At 45.0% G+C, this 19,980-nt stretch carries 17 protein-coding genes; 7 read left to right on the top strand and 10 right to left on the bottom strand.

The window, feature by feature from the left end; all coding sequences use genetic code 11:
* Positions 1 to 753: 753 nt before the first annotated feature.
* The gene (locus QUA01_RS23410; RefSeq protein WP_194069054.1) at positions 754 to 1,494 is read left to right on the top strand and encodes a GerMN domain-containing protein; all 741 of its coding nucleotides are present in this window, start codon (positions 754 to 756) and stop codon (positions 1,492 to 1,494) included.
* A 447-nt stretch (positions 1,495 to 1,941) separates the two neighbouring features.
* On the opposite strand, the gene QUA01_RS23405 is transcribed toward QUA01_RS23410, so the two are convergent.
* The 3 genes from QUA01_RS23405 to efp form a co-directional block, all read right to left on the bottom strand.
* Positions 1,942 to 2,301 (bottom strand): ArsR/SmtB family transcription factor, encoded by a 360-nt coding sequence (locus QUA01_RS23405; protein WP_194011574.1) that lies wholly within the window; start codon positions 2,299 to 2,301, stop codon positions 1,942 to 1,944.
* A 65-nt stretch (positions 2,302 to 2,366) separates the two neighbouring features.
* Complete coding sequence (gene accB / locus QUA01_RS23400; RefSeq protein WP_333091715.1) at positions 2,367 to 2,909, bottom strand: acetyl-CoA carboxylase biotin carboxyl carrier protein; 543 nt, start codon at positions 2,907 to 2,909, stop codon at positions 2,367 to 2,369.
* Between the two features lie 185 nt (positions 2,910 to 3,094).
* A complete protein-coding gene (gene efp / locus QUA01_RS23395) occupies positions 3,095 to 3,652 on the bottom strand; it encodes an elongation factor P (protein ID WP_333091714.1) in 558 nt (185 codons plus the stop codon).
* A gap of 381 nt (positions 3,653 to 4,033) precedes the next feature.
* Here efp and QUA01_RS23390 point away from each other — a divergent pair, with 381 nt between their 5' ends.
* The 3 genes from QUA01_RS23390 to thiL all read left to right on the top strand — a co-directional run bounded on the left by QUA01_RS23390 (position 4,034) and on the right by thiL (position 6,877).
* The gene (locus tag QUA01_RS23390; protein ID WP_333091712.1) at positions 4,034 to 5,155 is read left to right on the top strand and encodes a peptidylprolyl isomerase; all 1,122 of its coding nucleotides are present in this window, start codon (positions 4,034 to 4,036) and stop codon (positions 5,153 to 5,155) included.
* 234 nt (positions 5,156 to 5,389) lie between these two features.
* The gene (locus tag QUA01_RS23385) at positions 5,390 to 5,704 is read left to right on the top strand and encodes a hypothetical protein (protein ID WP_333091710.1); all 315 of its coding nucleotides are present in this window, start codon (positions 5,390 to 5,392) and stop codon (positions 5,702 to 5,704) included.
* Between the two features lie 177 nt (positions 5,705 to 5,881).
* On the top strand, positions 5,882 to 6,877 hold the full coding sequence (gene thiL / locus QUA01_RS23380; RefSeq protein WP_333091709.1) for a thiamine-phosphate kinase: 996 nt from the start codon (positions 5,882 to 5,884) through the stop codon (positions 6,875 to 6,877).
* A gap of 94 nt (positions 6,878 to 6,971) precedes the next feature.
* Here the strand turns inward: thiL and QUA01_RS23375 are convergent, their stop codons facing one another.
* From QUA01_RS23375 to QUA01_RS23350, 6 genes are all read right to left on the bottom strand, one after another.
* Complete coding sequence (locus QUA01_RS23375; RefSeq protein ID WP_333091708.1) at positions 6,972 to 8,435, bottom strand: hypothetical protein; 1,464 nt, start codon at positions 8,433 to 8,435, stop codon at positions 6,972 to 6,974.
* A complete protein-coding gene (locus QUA01_RS23370; protein WP_333091706.1) occupies positions 8,422 to 8,757 on the bottom strand; it encodes a hypothetical protein in 336 nt (111 codons plus the stop codon). The genes QUA01_RS23375 and QUA01_RS23370 overlap by 14 nt, the downstream gene beginning before the upstream one ends.
* 148 nt (positions 8,758 to 8,905) lie before the next feature.
* On the bottom strand, positions 8,906 to 9,742 hold the full coding sequence (locus QUA01_RS23365) for an Rpn family recombination-promoting nuclease/putative transposase (RefSeq protein WP_333091703.1): 837 nt from the start codon (positions 9,740 to 9,742) through the stop codon (positions 8,906 to 8,908).
* Positions 9,743 to 9,767: 25 nt separating this feature from the next.
* The gene (locus QUA01_RS23360; protein WP_333091701.1) at positions 9,768 to 12,656 is read right to left on the bottom strand and encodes a CHAT domain-containing protein; all 2,889 of its coding nucleotides are present in this window, start codon (positions 12,654 to 12,656) and stop codon (positions 9,768 to 9,770) included.
* A 184-nt stretch (positions 12,657 to 12,840) separates the two neighbouring features.
* Positions 12,841 to 13,863, bottom strand: a complete 1,023-nt coding sequence (locus tag QUA01_RS23355; RefSeq protein ID WP_333091698.1) for a hypothetical protein — start codon at positions 13,861 to 13,863, stop codon at positions 12,841 to 12,843.
* 236 nt (positions 13,864 to 14,099) lie between these two features.
* A complete protein-coding gene (locus QUA01_RS23350) occupies positions 14,100 to 14,660 on the bottom strand; it encodes a Uma2 family endonuclease (RefSeq protein ID WP_333091696.1) in 561 nt (186 codons plus the stop codon).
* Positions 14,661 to 14,682: 22 nt separating this feature from the next.
* Between QUA01_RS23350 and QUA01_RS23345 the strand changes: the two genes are divergently transcribed.
* Positions 14,683 to 15,039: a hypothetical protein gene (locus QUA01_RS23345; protein ID WP_333091695.1), complete on the top strand. Its 357-nt coding sequence runs from the start codon at positions 14,683 to 14,685 to the stop codon at positions 15,037 to 15,039.
* 238 nt (positions 15,040 to 15,277) lie between these two features.
* Here QUA01_RS23345 and mutS read toward each other — a convergent pair whose 3' ends face one another.
* Positions 15,278 to 17,905, bottom strand: a complete 2,628-nt coding sequence (gene mutS / locus QUA01_RS23340) for a DNA mismatch repair protein MutS (RefSeq protein WP_333091694.1) — start codon at positions 17,903 to 17,905, stop codon at positions 15,278 to 15,280.
* A gap of 494 nt (positions 17,906 to 18,399) precedes the next feature.
* Between mutS and QUA01_RS23335 the strand changes: the two genes are divergently transcribed.
* Together QUA01_RS23335 and QUA01_RS23330 are read left to right on the top strand one after the other, a co-directional pair.
* Positions 18,400 to 19,566 carry a zinc-dependent alcohol dehydrogenase gene (locus QUA01_RS23335; RefSeq protein WP_333091692.1) on the top strand — a complete coding sequence of 389 codons (1,167 nt, stop codon included), beginning with the start codon at positions 18,400 to 18,402 and terminating at the stop codon, positions 19,564 to 19,566.
* 27 nt (positions 19,567 to 19,593) lie between these two features.
* Positions 19,594 to 19,809, top strand: coding sequence for an acetyltransferase (locus tag QUA01_RS23330; RefSeq protein ID WP_333091691.1), 216 nt, complete (start codon positions 19,594 to 19,596; stop codon positions 19,807 to 19,809).
* Positions 19,810 to 19,980: the final 171 nt, after the last annotated feature.

Raw genomic sequence — 19,980 nt, 5'->3', positions numbered from 1 at the left:
TCTATCAACGGCTAAGTTTTAGTCTGAGATTACAAAAAGCGCTCCTAGAAATAGGGGCGCTTTTTGTTTGGGGAAAAATATTTTTTTTGACCTCATTCTTGCTTAGACGTTTTGCACTCATTCGCTTTCAATTAGTGAATTATTTGCGTTTATCTTTGTCTTTTGGTTGAACTCTGCGGTTAACAGATCGAACTATTTATCAGAAAATTGGGTTGAAAACCCCGTCTTTTGAAGACGGCTTTTTTCCGTTGTTAAGTAAAACAATAAATCCATATACAAATGCAGCTCTGAACATTCTGTATAAAGGACTGAATATTCTTGGAGTTGAGTGGAATAAACACAGTACGCCAGGGCATGACGAATCTGGCTCGGACGAGCGAAAGCATGGGGAGAAGACCACCACTGCTGTTGATCAGCAATTTGATGCGGTAAGTGGACTTCGATGAACCATGAATAAGAATCCCCCACGCTGGTGCGGTACTCCGCGAGCGTGGTGGGAGTATGTCAAGACTACTATAGAATATAGCGGCGACTAGGCCGATCGACATACTGTGACATACTCCACGCGCGAAACCTCATATAATGGTCTAGGGTTCCAATAGTCGGATTCAGGATATGTGAGACTTGCCGTAAAGAGTTCGCTAGCAGCAATGCAATTGTGTCAATTCCAGAATCTAACCACAGACAAATGTAGCCGATCGGGAGTCGCTCCTCACCGTGCGAAGCACTCTATCTGTAAGGAGGATTTGTATTATGAAAGATGGACCAGAAGTAAGCCGCATCTCCACAGCAGTCATTGCCGGTGTTTGCGGGTTCGCTTTAGCAGCGGGAGGGGGTATTGCCTTGTGGACGGCGAACCGTTCGCCAAACTCCGCAGAGACGCACTCCTCCGCTCCGACTACCGCTCCGGCGCTGTCCCCAACTCCTGCAGAATCCCCTGCTGTAATTATTCCCGTACCTCCTCCCAATCCTGTTGAGGTGCCGCAGGCTCAGACTCCACAGACTCTGCCACAGCAGGCTCTGGTTTCCAAGTCGCCACAGCCAAAGCCTTTGCCGGAGGCTGGTGCTCCAACAGTCCAAGTTTACTGGGTTAAAGGGGCCGGTGGTAAATTTGAAGCAGTTCCTACGAAAGTAGCTGTCAAACCTGCTGACGAGCCTGATACAGCTTTAGAAGCTGCTTTTAACAGTTTGTTGGCTGGGCCCAAGGATGCAACTGTTTATAGCGAAATTCCCCAAGGGACAAAACTCCGCAGTTTGAGTGTCAAGAATGACGGAGTTTATGTCGATTTGTCGGCCGAATTTACTTCGGGCGGAGGCAGCACTTCGATGACCGGCCGGTTAGGGCAAGTTATCTATACGGCTACGAGTTTAAAACCGAATGCTAAGGTTTGGATTTCGGTGGATGGCAAGCCTTTAGAACTTTTGGGTGGCGAAGGTTTGGAGGTTGCTCAGCCGAGTACCCGCCAAAGTTTTGACAAAAATTTTCCTCTTTAAAAATTAGGAGTCATTAGTTATTAGTCATTAGTGCTGTCCCCGCTTGCGAAGATCATCGATCGGAATGAAAAAAGTAGGGATTGATAACTGATAACTGATAACTGATGATATTTTTATATTTTACAAAAAATAATATTTTCTGAGTGCAGTGCGATCGTGCAGCTAAGTGTCCCGCTCGTTTGTCAGGTATAATTCCGCAGTTACCGGATTTGAGATAACTGATGGCTGGGGACTAATGAGGTTTGCTATTGGGGGGCGATCGCACTTGTGACTAATGACGTTAACTGGTGGCTTTCCCAGAGCCTGGAAACCCATGTAAGCGAGCCAGAGCCGAACCATCTGCCATGCTCTCGAAGAGCATGGTAAGGAATAGTCCTGCAAATCCTGCAAGGATTACTGTAATGACTAACAACTAAGGACTAAGGACTAACAACTAACAACTAAAAACTAATTTTTAGTATTTGATGTCAGGCTAAATGCTCTAAAGTGCAGGGCTTGCTCTTCGATCCTGGTAGCAAGCCGATCGCACACCATATTGCACAGCTCAAAAATTAACTCGTCCTGCACCTTATAATAAGCTGAAGTCCCTTCGCTCCGGCGAGTGAGGATACCAGCTTGCACCATAAGTTTGAGGTGCTTAGAAACATTGGCTTGACTCGTTTGAGTAGCTTCCACCAACTCTTGCACGCATTTTTCGCCGTCGCGAAGCAAGTTCAAAATTCGTAAACGCATTGGTTCGCTCAGGATGCTGAAATACTCAGCAACTTGTTGCACAACCTCTTGCGGGACAGGCTGGGATGACTTCATCAAACTCACCGGAGAGAAGCGATTTGGAAATATTAGGATTTATTCCATAACAATAAAGTAATCTTTCAATCCGGATTAATTCGCATCAAAACTTGACCGTATTCGACAGGTTCCGCATTTTGAACTAAAATTTCCATCACTTGACCGGACACTTCATCAGCATCAATTTCGTTCATCAGCTTCATCGCTTCGATAATACAAACTGTCTGGCTGACTTTGATCCGATCGCCCACATTGACAAAAGGTGGCTCATCGGGGCCTGCCGCGCGATAAAAGGTTCCTACCATCGGCGAGATAATTGGCACCCATTTGGTATCGACAGGAGGAGAAACGGCAGCAGAAAAGGCAGCAGGGGGATGAGCCTGAGCCGCTCCTGAATTTTCGCCAACAGCATCCGGTGATGCCACAGTGGAGCTACTAGCAGCACCCAAGGCGATCGGAGCGATTGTCGCAGCAGCAGGGAGCGCTGCAGCGGTGCTTGGTTCGCTGGCTAGAATGCCTTTGCGTACTGTCAGTTCAAGCTCCCCACTTTTTAACGTCAGTTCCGAAATGCCTGTTTTGTCTAAAACAGTTAGCAATTCGCAAAGCTGGTTTAAGTCTAATTCCACAGCAAATTAAAGGGTAATTGAGAATTGATAATTGAAAATTAGGAATCCGGCGCAGCTAGGAAACTCACCGAGTTTGGAGATAAAAGGGATAGTTTTTAAGCTTTGAGCGATAAGTGTGGAATTTTTAGCTATTTAACTTAAAACTCTAAAACCCGAACTCAAAACTCCCTTTTCCTCCGTCGTTTCTACTCTCGACCGAGGTACTTGTCTTCACGAGTATCAATCCGAATCCGTTCTCCAATCGAAATAAATAGAGGCACCATAATCTGAGCGCCGGTGGAGAGGATGGCGGGTTTGCTGCCACCGGTGGCAGTATCTCCTTTGACTCCGGGATCGGTTTGCGTCACTTCCAAGACGACAGAGTTGGGCAGATCCACTTCCATGATTTGGTCATTCCAGCGAAGGATGCTAACTTCCATTCCTTCAGTGAGATATTTGACACGATCGCCTATTTCCTTAGCACTGAGGCGACTTTCCTCGTAAGTTTCCATATCCATAAAGACAAACTGGTCGCCTTCTTTATAGGTATGCTGCATCGAGCTCTTTTCGAGATTGGCTTGAGGCATATTCTCCCCAGCCCGGAAAGTTTGTTCTACTACGCTTCCTGTTTGGACGTTTTTTAATTTTGTCCGCACAAAAGCTGAGCCTTTTCCTGGCTTAACGTGGAGGAATTCGATAACCCGCCACACGCCGTTATTCCATTCAATTGAAACACCTGTTCGGAAGTCGTTACTGGAAATCATATAAAAAATTTTTGCGGGCAATCCCGTCGCCGGAGGGCACGGGGGAACTACAGTCAGTCGATTTTAGATTTGCCATTTTTCGATTTGAGATTTACTGGTGGCTGAGTGAGTCACCAAAGCAGGAACCTCGGTCTAAAATGTTCGATCTCTCCACGACAGGAGTCTGGGGATTGTATCAGTTTTTGAGCAGTGTCAGCTTAAAGCCGCAGTCTAGCCGACGGCATCAAAAAGCAATTGGCATTTTATTTTACCGTTGAAAGGGAGCAACTTCTGTACCGAAAGCTAAAAAGCTCTCTCAGGAATGAAGTTTGGGAACGGATGTAACGGTTAGAAGGCGGGCAGCGCTGTGGGAAGATAAAAGAGGCAATAAAAGTTAAAGTTATGTTGCATTTGCAGAATTTCTCGATCGATAGGTGCAAGCGCTTGGTCAAAACCGTCGCTTTAGCACTCCTGCTGTTCTCACTCTCCCTGAGTTTCAGTGAAGTATCCCATGCCAAACGCCCCAGCAGTATGCCTGCGGGGAATGCGATTACCGACGGCCGGGCGCTGCTGCGCTTAGCTTTACCGATTGACAATCAGACTGTGCGAGAATTGCAAATCAGTCTCGAAGATATTGGCAACCACATACGTTCTAAGCGTTGGGGGCCCATTAGCAGCGATGTCAGCAAGGCTTCAAGGATTCTCAACCTGCGGGAGTCAGATATTTTAGCGAGTATTCCCGAGGCGCAAAAGCCGGAAGCTGAGGCGCTAGTCGTGCGAGTCAAGGAGGGAGTTGCCCAACTGGAAAAGGCTGTTGAGGCTAAAGACAGGGAAAAAGTGATTGATTTGAAAGCCACAATCCTCGGTTCGGTAGGCGAAATCCAAGAGTTGATGGTGACAGAGTTTCCGTTTGAAGTACCGGCAAAGTATGCTAATCTGCCTCAACTGAAAGGGCGCGCTACTGTGGCTGTGGAAACTCAAAAGGGAAAAATGACTCTTGTGGTTGACGGTTACAGCGCGCCGGTGACTGCTGGTAATTTTGTGGATTTGGTCGATCGAGGTTTTTATGACGGTTTATCGTTTATTCGATCGGAAGAATCCTATGTTTTGCAAACGGGAGACCCCGAAGGCAAGGAAGTGGGTTTTATTGACCCAGCTACTGGCAAATATCGGAATATTCCGCTAGAAGTGCTCGTTAGGGACGAAAAAGAACCTGTTTACGGGATTACTCTAGAAGATGCGGGGCGCTATCGCGACGAACCTGTTTTGCCTTTTTCGGCTTTCGGTACTGTGGCGATGGCTAGGGAAGAAGCCGAGCCCGACAGCGGTTCTTCTCAATTTTTCTTTTTCTTGTTTGAACCTGAACTTACGCCCGCTGGTTTGAATCTGTTGGACGGTAGATATGCTGTTTTTGGTTACGTGACTGAAGGAAAAGAGGTTTTGGAGCAACTGAAGCAGGGAGACAAGATTGTATCTGCTAAGGTGATTAAAGGTAAGGAAAATTTAGTTCAACCTCAAGTTTGATCGGTACGCAAACAAAGACGGCGATTTAAATCGCTAGCAACACGATCGCACAAACAAAGCCCGCTTCTGCGGGCTGCAAGAATCAATTAAAACGGTGATTTAAATCATTTCTACAAAAACAAAGCCTGCAGAGGCAGGCTGCAAAAATTTATTAGATAAGTAGAAGTTGAATTAACATCATTATTTCATTTAGTTTTATTCAGCGTTATTCAAACTCGCAATACAATCGATTTTATGGCAATTTTAGAATTTTTATTGGTAATTGGTTTGGGCGGATTCGCAGGCTTGTTGATTGTCAATAATCTGAATGAAAGCAAGCAAAAGCGACAGTTGGATGAGGCTTTTTATCAGTTGTTGGAAAATCAAAACAGTCAGATGTCGCTGATTCAGTTGGCCGCCAGCGCTAGGGTGGAGGCTGAAGTTGCTCAGGAGTATTTAAACCGGCAAGTTAAAGTTTTTTCGGCTATTTTAGAAGTGGATGATGAAGGAGATACTTTTTATCGATTTCCTAGGTTGCGCTTGCCGCCTAGTTCGGGTAAGGAATGGTAATTGGGAAGTCAGTAGTCATTAGTCAGTAGTCATTAGTCATTAGTCATTAGTCAGTAGTTATTATTGATTGGTTGTTAGTGATTGGTTGTGAGTGATTGGTTATTAGTTATTGTAATTAGTTATTAGTTATTGGTTATTAGTTATTGGTTATTAGGAAGAAGGCAGGAGAAAGAAGGTATGAAAATTAAGGACATCGGAGAACAGGGACTTTTAACAATTTTGCAGAGATTTTGCCCTGCGGAAATTGTGGGAGATGATGCAGCAGTCATTGCCGTTCCAGCCGATCGCTCTTTAGTTATTACTACTGATATGCTGGTAGATCGAGTGCATTTTAGCGATCGCACCACAGGCCCTTATTATGCAGGCTGGCGCGCCGCAGCGGCAAATTTGTCGGATCTCGCGGCAATGGGAGCAACCCCTCTGGCGGTGACGGTAGCCCTGGCTGTGGCTGCGGATACGGCTGTGGATTGGGTGGAAGAGTTTTATCGGGGGATGACGGCTTGTTTGGAAGTTTATCATACGCCGATCGTGGGTGGGGATGCGGTGCGATCGCCCGTGGTGACAGTTGCGATTACTGCTTTTGGACAAGTTGAGGAAAATCGTACCATTCGCAGGTCAAATGCGATCTCGAATTGGGCGATTGTGGCGACTGGCGTGCACGGAGCCTCCCGCGCGGGATTAGAATTGTTGTTGAATCCAGAATTTGGGCTCAATCTGGAAAAGGGCGATCGAACTTCTCTAATTCTCGCTCATCAGCGGCCTAAACCGCGACTGGATGTTTTGCCGGTTGTTTGGGAAATTTTAGATGCTGCGGGTGAATTTTCCATCGCCGGAATGGATAGCAGCGACGGTTTAGCAGATGCGATTGTGCAAGTTTGTCGGGCTAGCGGTGTGGGTGCAAAAGTCGATCGCGCCACAATACCAATTCCTCCTATTTTAAGGGAAATCGTATCAACCGAAACAGCTTTAGATTGGGCGTTGTACGGCGGCGAAGATTTTGAGTTAGTGTTGTTTTTGCCGATCGCCCATGCTAAGCTATTGGTCGATCGAATTGGTGATGGTGCTGCGATCGTGGGAATCACTACCGAAAGCAAGGATATTTTGTTGAGTGATAGCAGCGGTATTTGTCCTGATGTGGGCTTAAAGATCGATCGAGGATTTCAACACTTTTGAATTATCTCTTAGCCGGCGGAATCAGAAACCGGCTTTTTAGGAAAAATCATTAATTGTGGCGCAAAGATTCGGTAAAAACCCGGTTTCTTTGGCCTTATTGTTCAGAAGTCTGTTGCACTTGGGCCGCTTCCTGTACAATATCATTAACTGGTGGACGTTGGGAATCGTGCAATCTCCGAGGTTCAGACTTGCGCCGCAACCATCTCAAATGATTAATCTTCCACGCACCATTAATCCAGCCCATCAATCCAGAAACCAGAATTACAACCAAAAGACTCAACAACAGACTAGCTACAGCCGGATGAAGCACATCCCCTTTTTGAGGTATTCTGAACACTAGGGGTGTCTGGATATAATTTGAAACCGCAGACACCACAAGGCCTCCAGCCCCTAATCCAGTACCCCATATTTGAATAGTTCTTTCTAAAGAGCGATCGATTTCTGCTTGTTCGATATCCACAATCCCCGCTACCAAATCCACCGCAATCTTAATCAAATCAGTACCATGTTTAAAATAGCCTAAATCGCCCTGAATTTGTCGTTGAAAATACGGACAACTTCTCTCAATGAAAAAATTAAATGTTGTCAATTTATCCGTTGAAAATTGCCATTTATAAGAAATCTCAGACAGCTTTTCCTGATAATTGTAAACGTGAATATTAATCGTATTATTAAAATCTTCGAGATATTCTAAGGCTCTTTCATAATTCAAACTTTCTCCCAGTAACTCTTTTAGTTTGATTTTGAGATAGGTTAAAGACTTATCTAGATTAACATTTTCCTGGGAATCAACATCATTGTTCGATTCAAAGTCAGCGATTTTTGTTTGTAAGCTAGCGATTGTCACCTCAATTTCTGCGTAGAGTTTCTTAAGTAAATCATAATTGCTGCGACTATCCAGAAAAGCTTTAGTGATTTTATGGCGGTAATAAAACAGTTCAAACAAAGGTTGAATAATTTGCCCTAATTTGCCCTCAATATCATCATCAACCAGATAAACAAAGACTTGCAGTTGACTTTTTATCGAACTATACTCAAAAATTGGAGAACCCAGTAACTCAGTATCGCGGTAAAAAGGTGGACGGACAGATGCTTCGGGGAACAGATTATTTAAACATTTATCTGCAACTTCGCGGATGGAATCTTTGGTTGGATGTGAATAACTTTGTAATTTGTAGGTGATAAAAATAGTCTGTCCTAGCCAATCTTGATAATTATCAGGAATTAGGAGATTATTTTCATTTAATTGTTGTAATCCTGTGATTTCGAGGCCTTTATTTTCATCGGTTTCTGGGCTACCAATTCTCGCTAAAATGCCTTCGCTATCCTCCAGAAGGCAAAACTTAAAAGAACCATCAATTTTATTGGAATGCGAGATTTTTTTGACTTTAGTTAGGGGATAACCGAGGTTGGCTTGGGAAAAAATTATCTCTTTTTCTAGGCTAAAATGTTGCCAGATACTATTAGCCCAAGTCCAGATTGAGTTAGCTTTGGTTTTGCTTTCCTGGCTGAGTTGGTAGCTGTAGATGTAGATTTGGGGATGGTCAATTTTTAGCATCGGCTTTGTCAATGCGTTTTTTCAAGCTTGCTTCTAGCTTTTTGATGTCGGGATAGGTATTGACGATTGTTTCATAACCGGGCGTGGCTTCTGCTTCTACATCATCGAGATTTTTTCTGACCAGATTTTTGATTGCATCTCTAATATCTTTAAATTGTTTGTAGAGTGTATTTATAGCATCTTCTACAGTATCATTATCAGCACCAGATTCTGCTAAAGGGAGGACTTCGGCGAGCAATCTTTCGATGAAAGGGGGAGTCAAAATTGCCGGGGCGGTGGTAATGGCGTTATAGATTTGGGACAAAATATCGACTTCGTTCATAATTTTATCTCACAAATGGATGTTGTTTGAATGAGCAATTAGGCAAGTGTCACACTTTGATCGACTTGTAAAGTGGGTCAGTATTAGGTTGGTCGAAAAATCAGGGTTTTCGTAACTGACGCACCCTACTAATTTTAGCGTGGGTTGATTAATTTTGCTCGGCTTGTTCAGCTTGTTCTTTTTGAGCTTCGGCGATAGTCGCTGTTACTTCAGCTAGGGGTAAGTTAAAGATTGTAGCAATTTGTTCTGTAGCCAATCCCAGACTAAACATTTTGAAAATAAGAGCTTTGTCTCGTTGTTTAGCTTTAGCTTGTTCTTCTGCTTGTCCTTCGGCAAAAACATCTTGATAAAATCGGGTTTGTTTTAAGTCGGTTAGGTTAAACATGGCGGCAACTTCCTCTCTAGTTTTTTGGGGTAATTTGTAAACAATGATGGTTTCTAGTAAGTTGATGAAGTTTTTTCTGGCTGTGGAATCCGATATTTCGGTTTCGGCTTGTCTGGCTAAATCTATGGCAAAGTTTTCGGCGGTGTTGTCTGGTTCGATTACCAGTTTAATCAATTTTATGGGTAGAGATGCTGTTTCTGATGCACTTAGTTCATTGATGTAAACACGGGTGATTTGTGGGAGGGCGAGCATTTCCTGAAAGTGGATGCTATTTTCTCTTTCGGTTTGCCGATTTGGGTAGATGACTACCAATTGCCAAGGGTGCGGCGGTTGGTATTGTTTGAGATAGATGAATAGTTCGGCAAAAAGACGGTAGTAGAGTGTTGGATCTGGTTGAAATTGGACTTCTACAACGTAGAATGGTAGTTGAGAATCGGGAATAATTGGTAGAAATAAACCGTCTAGGCGAAAAGCTAATTGTTTGACTTCTTGGGATGTAAATTGGTATTGGTTGGCACTCTCGGCGGGTATGCCCAGAAGGGCAAAGAATACAAAGGGGAATTCTTGGAAGATGTTGTAAAATATGCTATCGGTTTTCATCGATTAAATTAAATCTTTCCTTGGATTATAATCCTATCGCACAAAACGCTCCCCAATGATAAACATCGCCATAGGGTTGTTCGTCATCATTGTAGCCTTTTAATTCCTTGAGGATCGGTTTTTTTCTATCGGCCTCGAAACTGTCCGATTCCTGCACCCATGATAGCAAATCGGAAGTCGCGGCAGACTTAAACCAGCGCTGGGTATCGTGGAGGGCTTTACCGATGCTAACTCCTGGTTTGAGCAATTCATAGAATTTTACCATGATCAAGGCGGTGGAGAGGTCGTTGACAGCCCAAAGACTGGCTAGGGTTCCCATTGCACCGGCGTGGATAAATCCTGTCGGTAATCCAATATAATCGGAGCGATTGTTGGTGTCAATTAGCGCGGTTTCGCAGGCGGAAAGCACGACTAGGCGGCAATGTTTGAATTGCAGTAACAAGATATCTGCTAATGTTAGGCATTTGTTAATGTCCGCTGTTTTGCCGTCGCGCCATTCCACGTAACGATCCGATTCATCTAAATCCGATCCCCCTAAATCCCCCTTTAGAAGGGGGACTTTGACAACTTCTTGCTCTTCTTCTCGTAAATCCGATCCCCCTAAATCCCCCTTAAGAAGGGGGACTTTGACAACTTCTTGCTCCCCCCTTCTTAAGGGGGGCTGGGGGGGATCTCCGGGTTCAACAACGGGGACTTTGACAACTTCCTCCTCTTGCTCTCCCCTTGGTAAGGGGGGCTGGGGGGGTTCTTCCCCTACGATGCCGCCAGACAAGATTAAAAACGATTTTAGCGGATCGTCGGGATTGAAAGAGCCGTGACAGGAAAAGTGCGCGCAGTCGGCGTTTTCTAACTGTTCTAGATACTTTTCTAGGAGATTTGTTTTACTCGCTTCATCGCCGGGGAGAATTTGACTGAGCGCGAATTTGGGGGCGATGCTGGCGACTTCTAAATCGGTGTAGCGCAGATCGGAGGTGGGGTTTTGCAGGGCGAGGAGTTGGTCAAAATTTGGGTGGATGGTAATCTGTTGCAGGAGTTGGCAACTGGGGCTGTATTGAATGCCTTCGAGGTATTTATCTAATAAGAATTCGCCGTCTGTTAGGGGTAGGGCGTGGAGGGGGAACAAATGCAGCAACCAGTGGGGAATTAGGATTAATCTGGTACTTGATGGCGGCAGAATTGTGGTGATTTGGAGGATGTCGGCGAGGCGCTGGAGCCTGGTAGCAAGTTGTTTTTGCCAGTTGGTTTTGCTGGTTTTGTAGGATTCTCGGTAGTCGTTAACTAAGTCGGTTAATTCATCGTGTTGAGGGTTGCGATGCACTGTCAGCACGTCGGGGTAAGGGACTACAAAGGTGATGATTTCTGCGTCGGTGATGTACCACTCAATGAGGGCGGTGTTTGGGGTGAGGAGTTGGGTGATTTCGCTGAAGGTGATGGGTGTTAGGGTTTTGGGAATTTCCTGTTTTTGGGCGATTAATTCGGCAAGGTTGCGGGCTTTGTTCGCTTCGGCATATAAGAGTGCTTCTTGGTTGCTGGTGCGATCGAGACATACTTGCACCATACCCCTGTAAAGCCTATCCCACTGCAAGTCGTGTTTTTGTTTGTTTTCATTTTGCGATTCCAACTTCCGCAGTTTGGAGGCTCCGATTATGGCAGTTTTAAAGGTATCGTAGGCACTTTGGAGAGTTGCTGGTTTTTGGTTTGTGTCTGCTGGTTTTTCTAGGTTGATGTAGTCTAGTTTTGCCAGATAAGCCCAGCCCAGGTTATTTAAAGTTCGTGCGTTTTCTAACGGGAAATCCTCAAGGGTATAGACTGTTAAAGCTGCTTCAAAAAAGCCCATAGCCCGTTCCAGATTTTCCGGGCGCGAACCCTTGATTCTATTTTTGTAGGCATTAGCTAGGTTATTGTGAGTCAATGCCCATTTTTCAGGGAAATCCTCAAGGGTATAGACTGTTAAAGCTGCCTCATAACAGCCGATCGCCCGTTCCAGATTTTCCGCCCGCGAACCGTTGATTCTTTTATTGTAGGCATTAGCTAGGTTATATTGAATCATTGCCCATTTTTCAGGAAAATCCTCAAGGGTATAAACTGTTAAAGTAGCCTCACAAAAACCGATCGCCCGTTCCAGATTTTCCGCTCGCAAACCGTTGATTCTGTCAGTATAGGCAGCAGCTAGGTTATTTTGAGTCCATGCCCAATCTTCAGGGAAATCCTCAAGGGTATAGACTGTTAAAGCCCTCTCATAAAAGCCTATCTCCTGTTCGATATTCTCTGCTTTCTTTCCCCTGATTCTCTTACCGTAGGAACTACCTAGGTTATTTTGAGTCCTTGCCCAATCTTCCTTCCCCGGTTCCCGATTATTTGAAACTATTTGATAACCAGCGATGGCAATTTCAATATTATTCGCTCTATTCCCACGAGGAAAGTTACTAATACGAATACTCAAATTTTCAAGGAGGCTGACAATTGAGCTAATTGTTTCTGCATTTTCGCCATCAAGTAACCTCTGAGCTACTTGCTGTAAAGTCTCGGCAAAACGGGCATTGAGGAGATGTTGCCGCCCGTCCAGCATGGGGTAAATTACTTTAATATCGCCCTTACTAGCTTGTTGTGCTTGCAATAATTCTAGGATAAAGTTGGCATACTCTTGGGGATTTTCACCTTGAGAGTTATTGCTATCTCCGTCATCGTTCATATCGATGAATTGCCCTAGGTGACTGACCAGATTTCGGAGAAAATTCGCGCCATTTTCGCCTCCTTGTGCTGCCAACTTTGCCGCTACTGACTCGCAAGTTTCCAGAAATCCGCGATCCAATAATTCTGAGTTATCCTGTAATATCTGGGGTTCGTGTCCGTTGGGGCAATTCAGCAGGGTGTGAATTAATTGGAGATAAGCTCGATCGCGGTTTTCTTGCATTATGGGGAGTTGTCAATAACACGGATGTTTATTTACCATGATTCGTCGATGGGTTGCCAGAAACCGGATTTTTTCGAGAATATTTGGTTACAGGCGAAGAGATGGGAAAAAACCCGGTTTCTGAGATGGTGCGCGAAGATATCGGAAAAAACCCGGTTTCTGAGATTGTTAAGGCTACCTCACATTAGGCATTAGCCAGCTTCTTTTGAATCATTGCCCAATATTCAGGGAAATCCTCACGGGTATATACTGTTAAAGCTGCCTCATAAAACGATCGCGCTTTTGCCAGATTTTCATCCCGCGAACCGTTGATTCTGTCATTGTGGGCATTACCTAGGTTATATTGAATCATTGCCCAATCTTCAGGAAACTGTTCGGGGTTACGAACAGTTAAAGCAGCCTCAAAAAATGCGATCGCGCGATCAATATTTTCCGCCCGCGAACCGTTGATTCTGTTGGCGTAAGCAGCAGCTAGGTTATTTTGAGCCATTCCCCAATCTTCCGGGAAAGCCTCAAGGGTGTAGACTGTTAAAGCAGCGCCATAAAGGGCGATCGCCATTTCCACATTTTCCGCCCGCGAACCCTTTATTCTGCTAATATAGGCAGCAGCTAAATTGTTTTGAGTTTGAGCAAATTTTTGGCTTCCCGGTTGCCGATTATTCAAAACAATCTGATAAGCAGCAATGGCAATTTCAATATTATTCGCTCTATTCCCACCCGAAAAATTGCTAATATTAATGGTCAAGTCTTCCACGAGGCTGACCATTGAGTCAATGGTTTGGGCATTTTCGCCAGCAATTAACCTCTGCAATACTTGCTCTAAAATCCCCGAAAAACTGTCATTGAGGAGATGTTGTCGTTCAGCTAGCATGGGGTGAATTACTGCTGCATTGCTAGTGCTAGCATCTTCTGCTTGCAATAATTCTAGGATAAAGTTTGCATACTCTTGGGGATTTTCACCTTCGGAGTTATCGCCATCGTTGATATCGATTAATTGTAATAGCTGACTAATCAGATTTCGCAGGAAGCTAGCACCGTTTTCTCCTCCTTGCTGTGCCATTTTTTCTGCTACCAACTCGCAAGTTTCCAGAAATTCGACATCCAACAATTCTATATTATCTTGCAATATCTGCGGTTCCGATCCGCTGGGGCAATTCAGCAGGGTGTGAATTAGTTCTAGGTAGGCTTGGGCGCGGTTTTCTTCCATTGTGGGGAGTTGTGAATAATATCGGGATTTATTTTATCATGGTTGTGCGTGTGGCGAGAAACCGGGTTTTTGCGAAGATATTCGATTAGATGCGAAGATATCTGAAAAAACCCGGTTTCTGAGATTCTGCGTGTGGCGAGAAACCGGGTTTTTGCAAAGATATTCGATTAGTGGGGAAGATATTGGAAAAAACCCGGTTTCTGAGATTGTGCAGGGGTAGTAATTATTCAAAATCTCTAGACAAATAATGTGGCTACCGACACGCTAAAACCGGGTAACAAAGGACTGGTTAAATTATCTTCTTTAAATAAAGTCATCGCTAATTTCAAAATTCCGCTTTCCCGACGGTAAATTTCTACTTTTTGCTGTATGCGGTCAAATATCCAATATTCGCGCACGCCTTGAACTGAATATAATTTTAGCTTGGATTGGCGATCGCGCTTTTCATTCTCTTCACCGGGAGACATCACCTCTACCACCAACTCCGGTGCACCCGCCAAATGTCCGGCTTCATCTAATATCTGTGCTAAACGTTCATAGCTTACCCAAACTACATCAGGAATAACATTATCACTATCCGTAAAAACAAGACCCGGTACCTGGACAGCTTTACCTAACTTCGTCTGTCTTGACCAAATAGTTAATTCAACACAAACATTGTTAGCAACGTCTTGATGTTCCCAATGAGGTGCTCTTGTCACAACCAATTCTCCTTCGATTATTTCGTAACGGTTGCCGTTATCGGGTAAGGATTCTAAATCAGCGCTTGTCCAGCGAACTTTTTCTGTGGTTGACATAGCTTTGACTCCGCTCTGTTCTATGTTAATTATATACGAGTCTTTTCATAATTTGGCCGCAGATGTTGGCGGATTTACGCGGATGGACGAAGATAAATCAGGGGTTGGCGGCGAGAAATCGGGTTTTTCTGAGATTGTGCGTCGTAGCGAGAAACCGGGTTTTTGCGAAGATATTCGATTAGATGCGAAGATATTGGAAAAAACCCAGTTTCTGAGTGGAATAGCTTTGAACGACGGTTTTGCAGCGGATTTTGACCTACCTGCTGCACTTTGCGATCGATATGAGCGGGCGACTGAATACGGGCGGTTGCTAAATGAAGCTCTGGAAATTGGAATGAGCGTGCACAAAGAATTAATAAAGTTGAAGAATGAACGCTAGTTATTAGTTCGTAGTAAGGATTTTAGTCCTTAAATCTGAGTTTGGGTTCCCCTTTATGAACCAGTCGGCGCAGGCCGACATGGTTTGTGTAGATGCGGTTTCAACCGCCGAATCGTCAAGGAGGTATGTTACTTTATGAACCAGTCGGCGCAGGCCGACATCGTTTGTGTAGATGCGGTTTCAACCGCCGAATCATTCTGAGTTTTTAAGGGAGATGCTTTTAGCTATACTTAAAGTTTCAATCATCAAAGATATCTAACTGTTGGCCTTCAGACTCTTTTTCCCCTTCTTTTTTAACACCCTTCCGCAGTCCGATCGCAATTTTGCTATGTTTCTCAATCTGCTTCATCACCTGTCTCGCCCTCTCAATCACCGACGGCGGCAAACCAGCCAACCTCCCCGCTTCAATTCCGTAAGATTTATCAGCGCCCCCTGGCTGAACTTGGTGCAAAAATACAATTTGATCCGGCAATTCCTTCACAGTCACCTGATAATTTGCCACATTATCCAAAATAGAAGCTAACTCATTTAATTCGTGATAGTGAGTAGCAAAAATTGTCCGCGCCCGAATCTCGCTTGCTAAATATTCGGCCACAGACCAAGCAATCGAAAGTCCGTCAAACGTCGCCGTTCCCCTGCCAATTTCATCCAGCAAAACTAACGATTGTGGCGTGGCGTGATTGAGAATATTGGCAGTTTCGTTCATCTCCACCATAAACGTAGATTGACCCGTTGCCAAATCATCCACCGCGCCGACACGGGTAAAAATGCGATCGCAAATTCCCAAAGTCGCAGCTTTCGCCGGCACAAAACTGCCCATCTGCGCCATTAACTGAATCAAACCCACCTGCCGCAAATAACAACTTTTTCCGCTAGCATTTGGCCCGGTTAAAATTATTAAATCTGGGCGATTTAGCGATGCTTCCCGACCCAAAAAAGCCGAGTTTGGGACAAAAAATCCCGGCGGTAAAGACTTTTCTACCACCGGATGACAACCTTCAATAATTTTAATTTCCCGACTTTCAACCATAGTCGGGCGACAGTAATCTTGATAAACCGCTACTTCCGCCAAACCACACAAAACATCGGCCGCCGCCACCGCGCGGGAAACGTTGCGAATAATTTCCGCCTGCTCTCCTACCTCCGATCGCACTTTTGCAAAAATATCGTATTCCAACTGATTTAAATCTTCCCGCGCCGTCAGAATCCGCACTTCCCTTTCTTTTAATTCTTCTGTACTGTAGCGTTCTTCATTGGTAAGAGTTTGCTTGCGAGTGTAATCGTTCGGTACTTGGTCAATTTTAGATTTTGTAATACTGATGTAATAGCCGAAAGCTTTATTGTAGCCTACTTTTAAATTAGTAATTCCGGTGCGTTGCCGTTCGTTAGCTTCTAAATTAGCAATCCATTCTTGGTCTCCTGATGCACTCTGGCGCATCTCATCAAGCATTGCATTAATTCCCGATCGAATCAAACCTCCTTCTTTTAAATGAATCGGCGGTTCGTCAACTAAATGAGCGTGAATTGTAGCTGCTAATTCTTCGAGAATTGGCGGGACATTTTGCAGCGCTTTCAAATAGGGCGAGATCCCTTGAGTTGCGATCGCGGCCAATTCCGGCAGTTTCGAGAGAGAATCGGCTAAAGCTACCAAATCTCTGGCGCTAGCTGTTCCAGAACCGGCGCGCCCTGTCAGTCTTTCGATGTCGTAAATTTGGCGCAGCAACTGCTGCAAATCTTGGCGCAGCGGATTATCTTCTACTAATTCTTGAATCGTGTCGTGGCGGGCGCAAATACCTTTAATGTTGAGCAAAGGTTGCAGCACCCAGCGGCGCAAAGCGCGGCCTCCCATTGCGGTGCTGGTTTTGTCGATCGCCCACAGCAGCGAACCGTGAAAAATGCCATCTCTGACGGTTTGAGTAATTTCTAAATTGCGCCTGGTTTGGTAGTCGAGGGTGAGAAAATCGGTGAGGGTGTAAGTGTGCAATCTTTGCAAAGCAACTGCTTTTTCTTTTTGAGTTTCTTCGAGATATTGCAGCAAACCGCCGGCGGCGCGCACTGCGAGGGAAAGGTGTCCGCATCCCATACCTTCGAGCGATCGCACTTTGAATTTTTGCAAGATTCTTTGTTTTGCTTCAGACAAAGTAAACGGGATTTGCGATCGCAAAGAATAGCAAAACGAATTCGGCAAACAATCGGGTAAATGGTCGGATTTCTCTCCGGGCCTCAACATCGTCACCAAATCCGGCGCATTAGTCGGAACTAGCACCTCTGAAGGCTGCAATCGCAGTAATTCTAGGGTTAATTGTTCTAAACTGTCCGCTTGGGTAGTGACAAATTCTCCCGTCGAAATATCAGTATAAGCTAATCCCCAATGTTCCCCAGCGATGACAACTGCTGCTAAAAAATTATTTTGTCTCGGTTTGAGCATTCCATCATCAGTCAAAGTTCCGGGAGTGAGAATGCGCGTAATTTCTCGCTTGACTTGGCGGCCTTCACGGGCGGCGATTGAGGCATCTTCAACCTGGTCGCAAATTACCACAGCATAGCCTTTTTCTACTAACTGAGAACTGTAGCGATCGAGGGCGTGGTGCGGCACTCCTGTCATCGGCACTTTGCCGATTTCTTTGCCGCTTTCTTTGCTAGTACAAACAAGTTCTAATTCCCTCGAAATCGTCACGGCATCTTGGAAAAAACACTCAAAGAAATCTCCGACTCGAAAGAATAAAAGTGCGTGGGGATACTGTTCTTTCACTTCAACATACCGCTGCATCATCGGTGTCAGCTTAGTGAATTCTAGTAGGCGGTAGTCGGCATTGCGGATGTTGGATTGATTGGGGTCTGTTGGGGTAGATGCAGTGTAAGGCATAAAAGGCGATCGATAAATTTTAATCTTTAACAACTTTAGCGCAAGCTCGGCTTTTAGCTATGGCTAATGATACAATTTTTGACGATTAATCATTCTCAAGCAGGGTGCGTGACTCTCAAGATGCGATCGCAGTTATATGTTTTGTAGTGCGGACTCCAGGACGCACTACGAACTGCGCGTGCGGTTAATCGAGCGGACGCGATATCAGAGAGCAGCAACTGACGATCGCCAAAAACAACCTCAGCCATGCCGCCTTGAGCTGTTAACTCTTAACAGAAGAATGCGAAAGCTTCTGCAATTTATTTGGGAACTGAGTTACCTTTTTTGTGATTTTAAACAGCCCAAAGATAGATTTATAAATTATACCTCGGATAGAGAAACTTTTTATTTAAGATGATTAAAATTACAGCATCTCCCCAGTGATTTAGCTGCGGAGTAAATTTAAGATTTAAAAACAAAAAGTAGCTAGTAGTTAACTAGAGGGAAACCAAATAATGAAAGCTCTTTGCTGGCACAAAGCAAATGACGTGCGAGTTGATAACGTACCAGATCCAACAATTATCAATCCGCGCGATGCGATAGTTAAAATCACGTCAACAGCAATCTGCGGCTCAGATTTGCACCTCTACGACGGCTTCATCCCGACCATGCAATCCGGCGACATCATGGGTCACGAATTCATGGGGGAAGTAGTCGAACTCGGCAGCGAAGTCAAGAACTTAAAAAAGGGCGATCGCGTCGTCATTCCTTTTACTATTTCTTGCGGCAGTTGCTTCTTTTGCAACCGCGATTTGTGGTCGTTGTGCGACAATTCCAACCCCAATGCTGGGCTGGCTGAAAAAATCTACGGTCATTCGCCGGCCGGACTGTTTGGCTACTCGCATTTAACGGGTGGCTATGCAGGAGGTCAAGCAGAATACGCGCGGGTTCCGTTTGCAGATGTCGGCCCTTTGAAAATTCCCGACGGACTTTCTGACGAACAAGTATTGTTCCTCACTGATATCTTTCCTACCGGTTATATGGCGGCCGAAAACTGCGACATTCAGCCGGGGGATACGGTAGCAGTTTGGGGATGCGGGCCAGTCGGACAATTTGCGATCAGAAGCGCGTTTATGCTGGGGGCCGATCGAGTAATTGCGATCGACAGAATACCGGAACGCTTGCAAATGGCGGCCGCGGCTGGGGCTGAAATCATCAACTACGAAGAAATAGACGCGGGGGAAGCCGTTACCGAAATGACGGGGGGACGCGGGCCAGACGCTTGTATCGACGCGGTGGGAATGGAAGCCCACGGTACTGGTTTCGATGCTTTGTACGACAAAGCCAAGCAAGCTGTGCGCTTGGAGAGCGATCGGCCTACCGCCCTGCGACAAGTAATCCTCGCCTGTCGCAAAGGCGGCACAGTCTCAATTCCCGGCGTTTACGGCGGTTTTGTTGACAAAGTGCCCCTCGGTGCAGCTTTCAACAAAGGCTTGACCATAAAAATGGGACAGACGCACGTTCACCGCTATTTGCGCCCTTTGCTCGATCGCGTTCAAAAAGGCGAAATTGACCCAACCTTCGTGATTACGCACCGAATGAAATTGGATGAAGCGCCCCACGCCTACGAGATTTTCAAACAGAAAAAAGACAACTGCATCAAAGTTGTGCTCACACCCTAACTCACAATTTATTCACAAGGATCGACTATGCTTTTACAAGAAAAAGAATCCGGCGACTTGGTAGAAATTCTCGATATCGAGACTTTAGTCAGCCCTAGCAAGAATCAAGTATCGGGACGCATTCAAGCAGGTGAAGAAGAGCAAGATCCGGCAAATTTTGAGAAGGATAAATTAGTTTTTCCCTCCGGCGAAGTTCTGCCGCGCTGTTGGGTTGAGGAAAATTATAAAACTAAAGGTTTGTAGTAGCAACTTCAGTCCTCGATTGACTCATTAATTAATTAAGGACTGAAGTCCTTACGACAAATTTAAGCACAAACTGAAGTCCTTACTACAAACTCAGGTTCGTAGTGGGGACTTTAGTTCTCGATTGACTCATTAAGTAATTAAGAAATGAAGTCCTTACTAGCAACCATT

The sequence above is a fragment of the Microcoleus sp. S36a_B3 genome, from assembly GCF_036700745.1.
Lineage (GTDB): Bacteria > Cyanobacteriota > Cyanobacteriia > Cyanobacteriales > Microcoleaceae > Microcoleus.
Note: the sequence above shows the minus strand (reverse complement) of the source record. Positions and strands in the feature narration are given on the sequence as shown.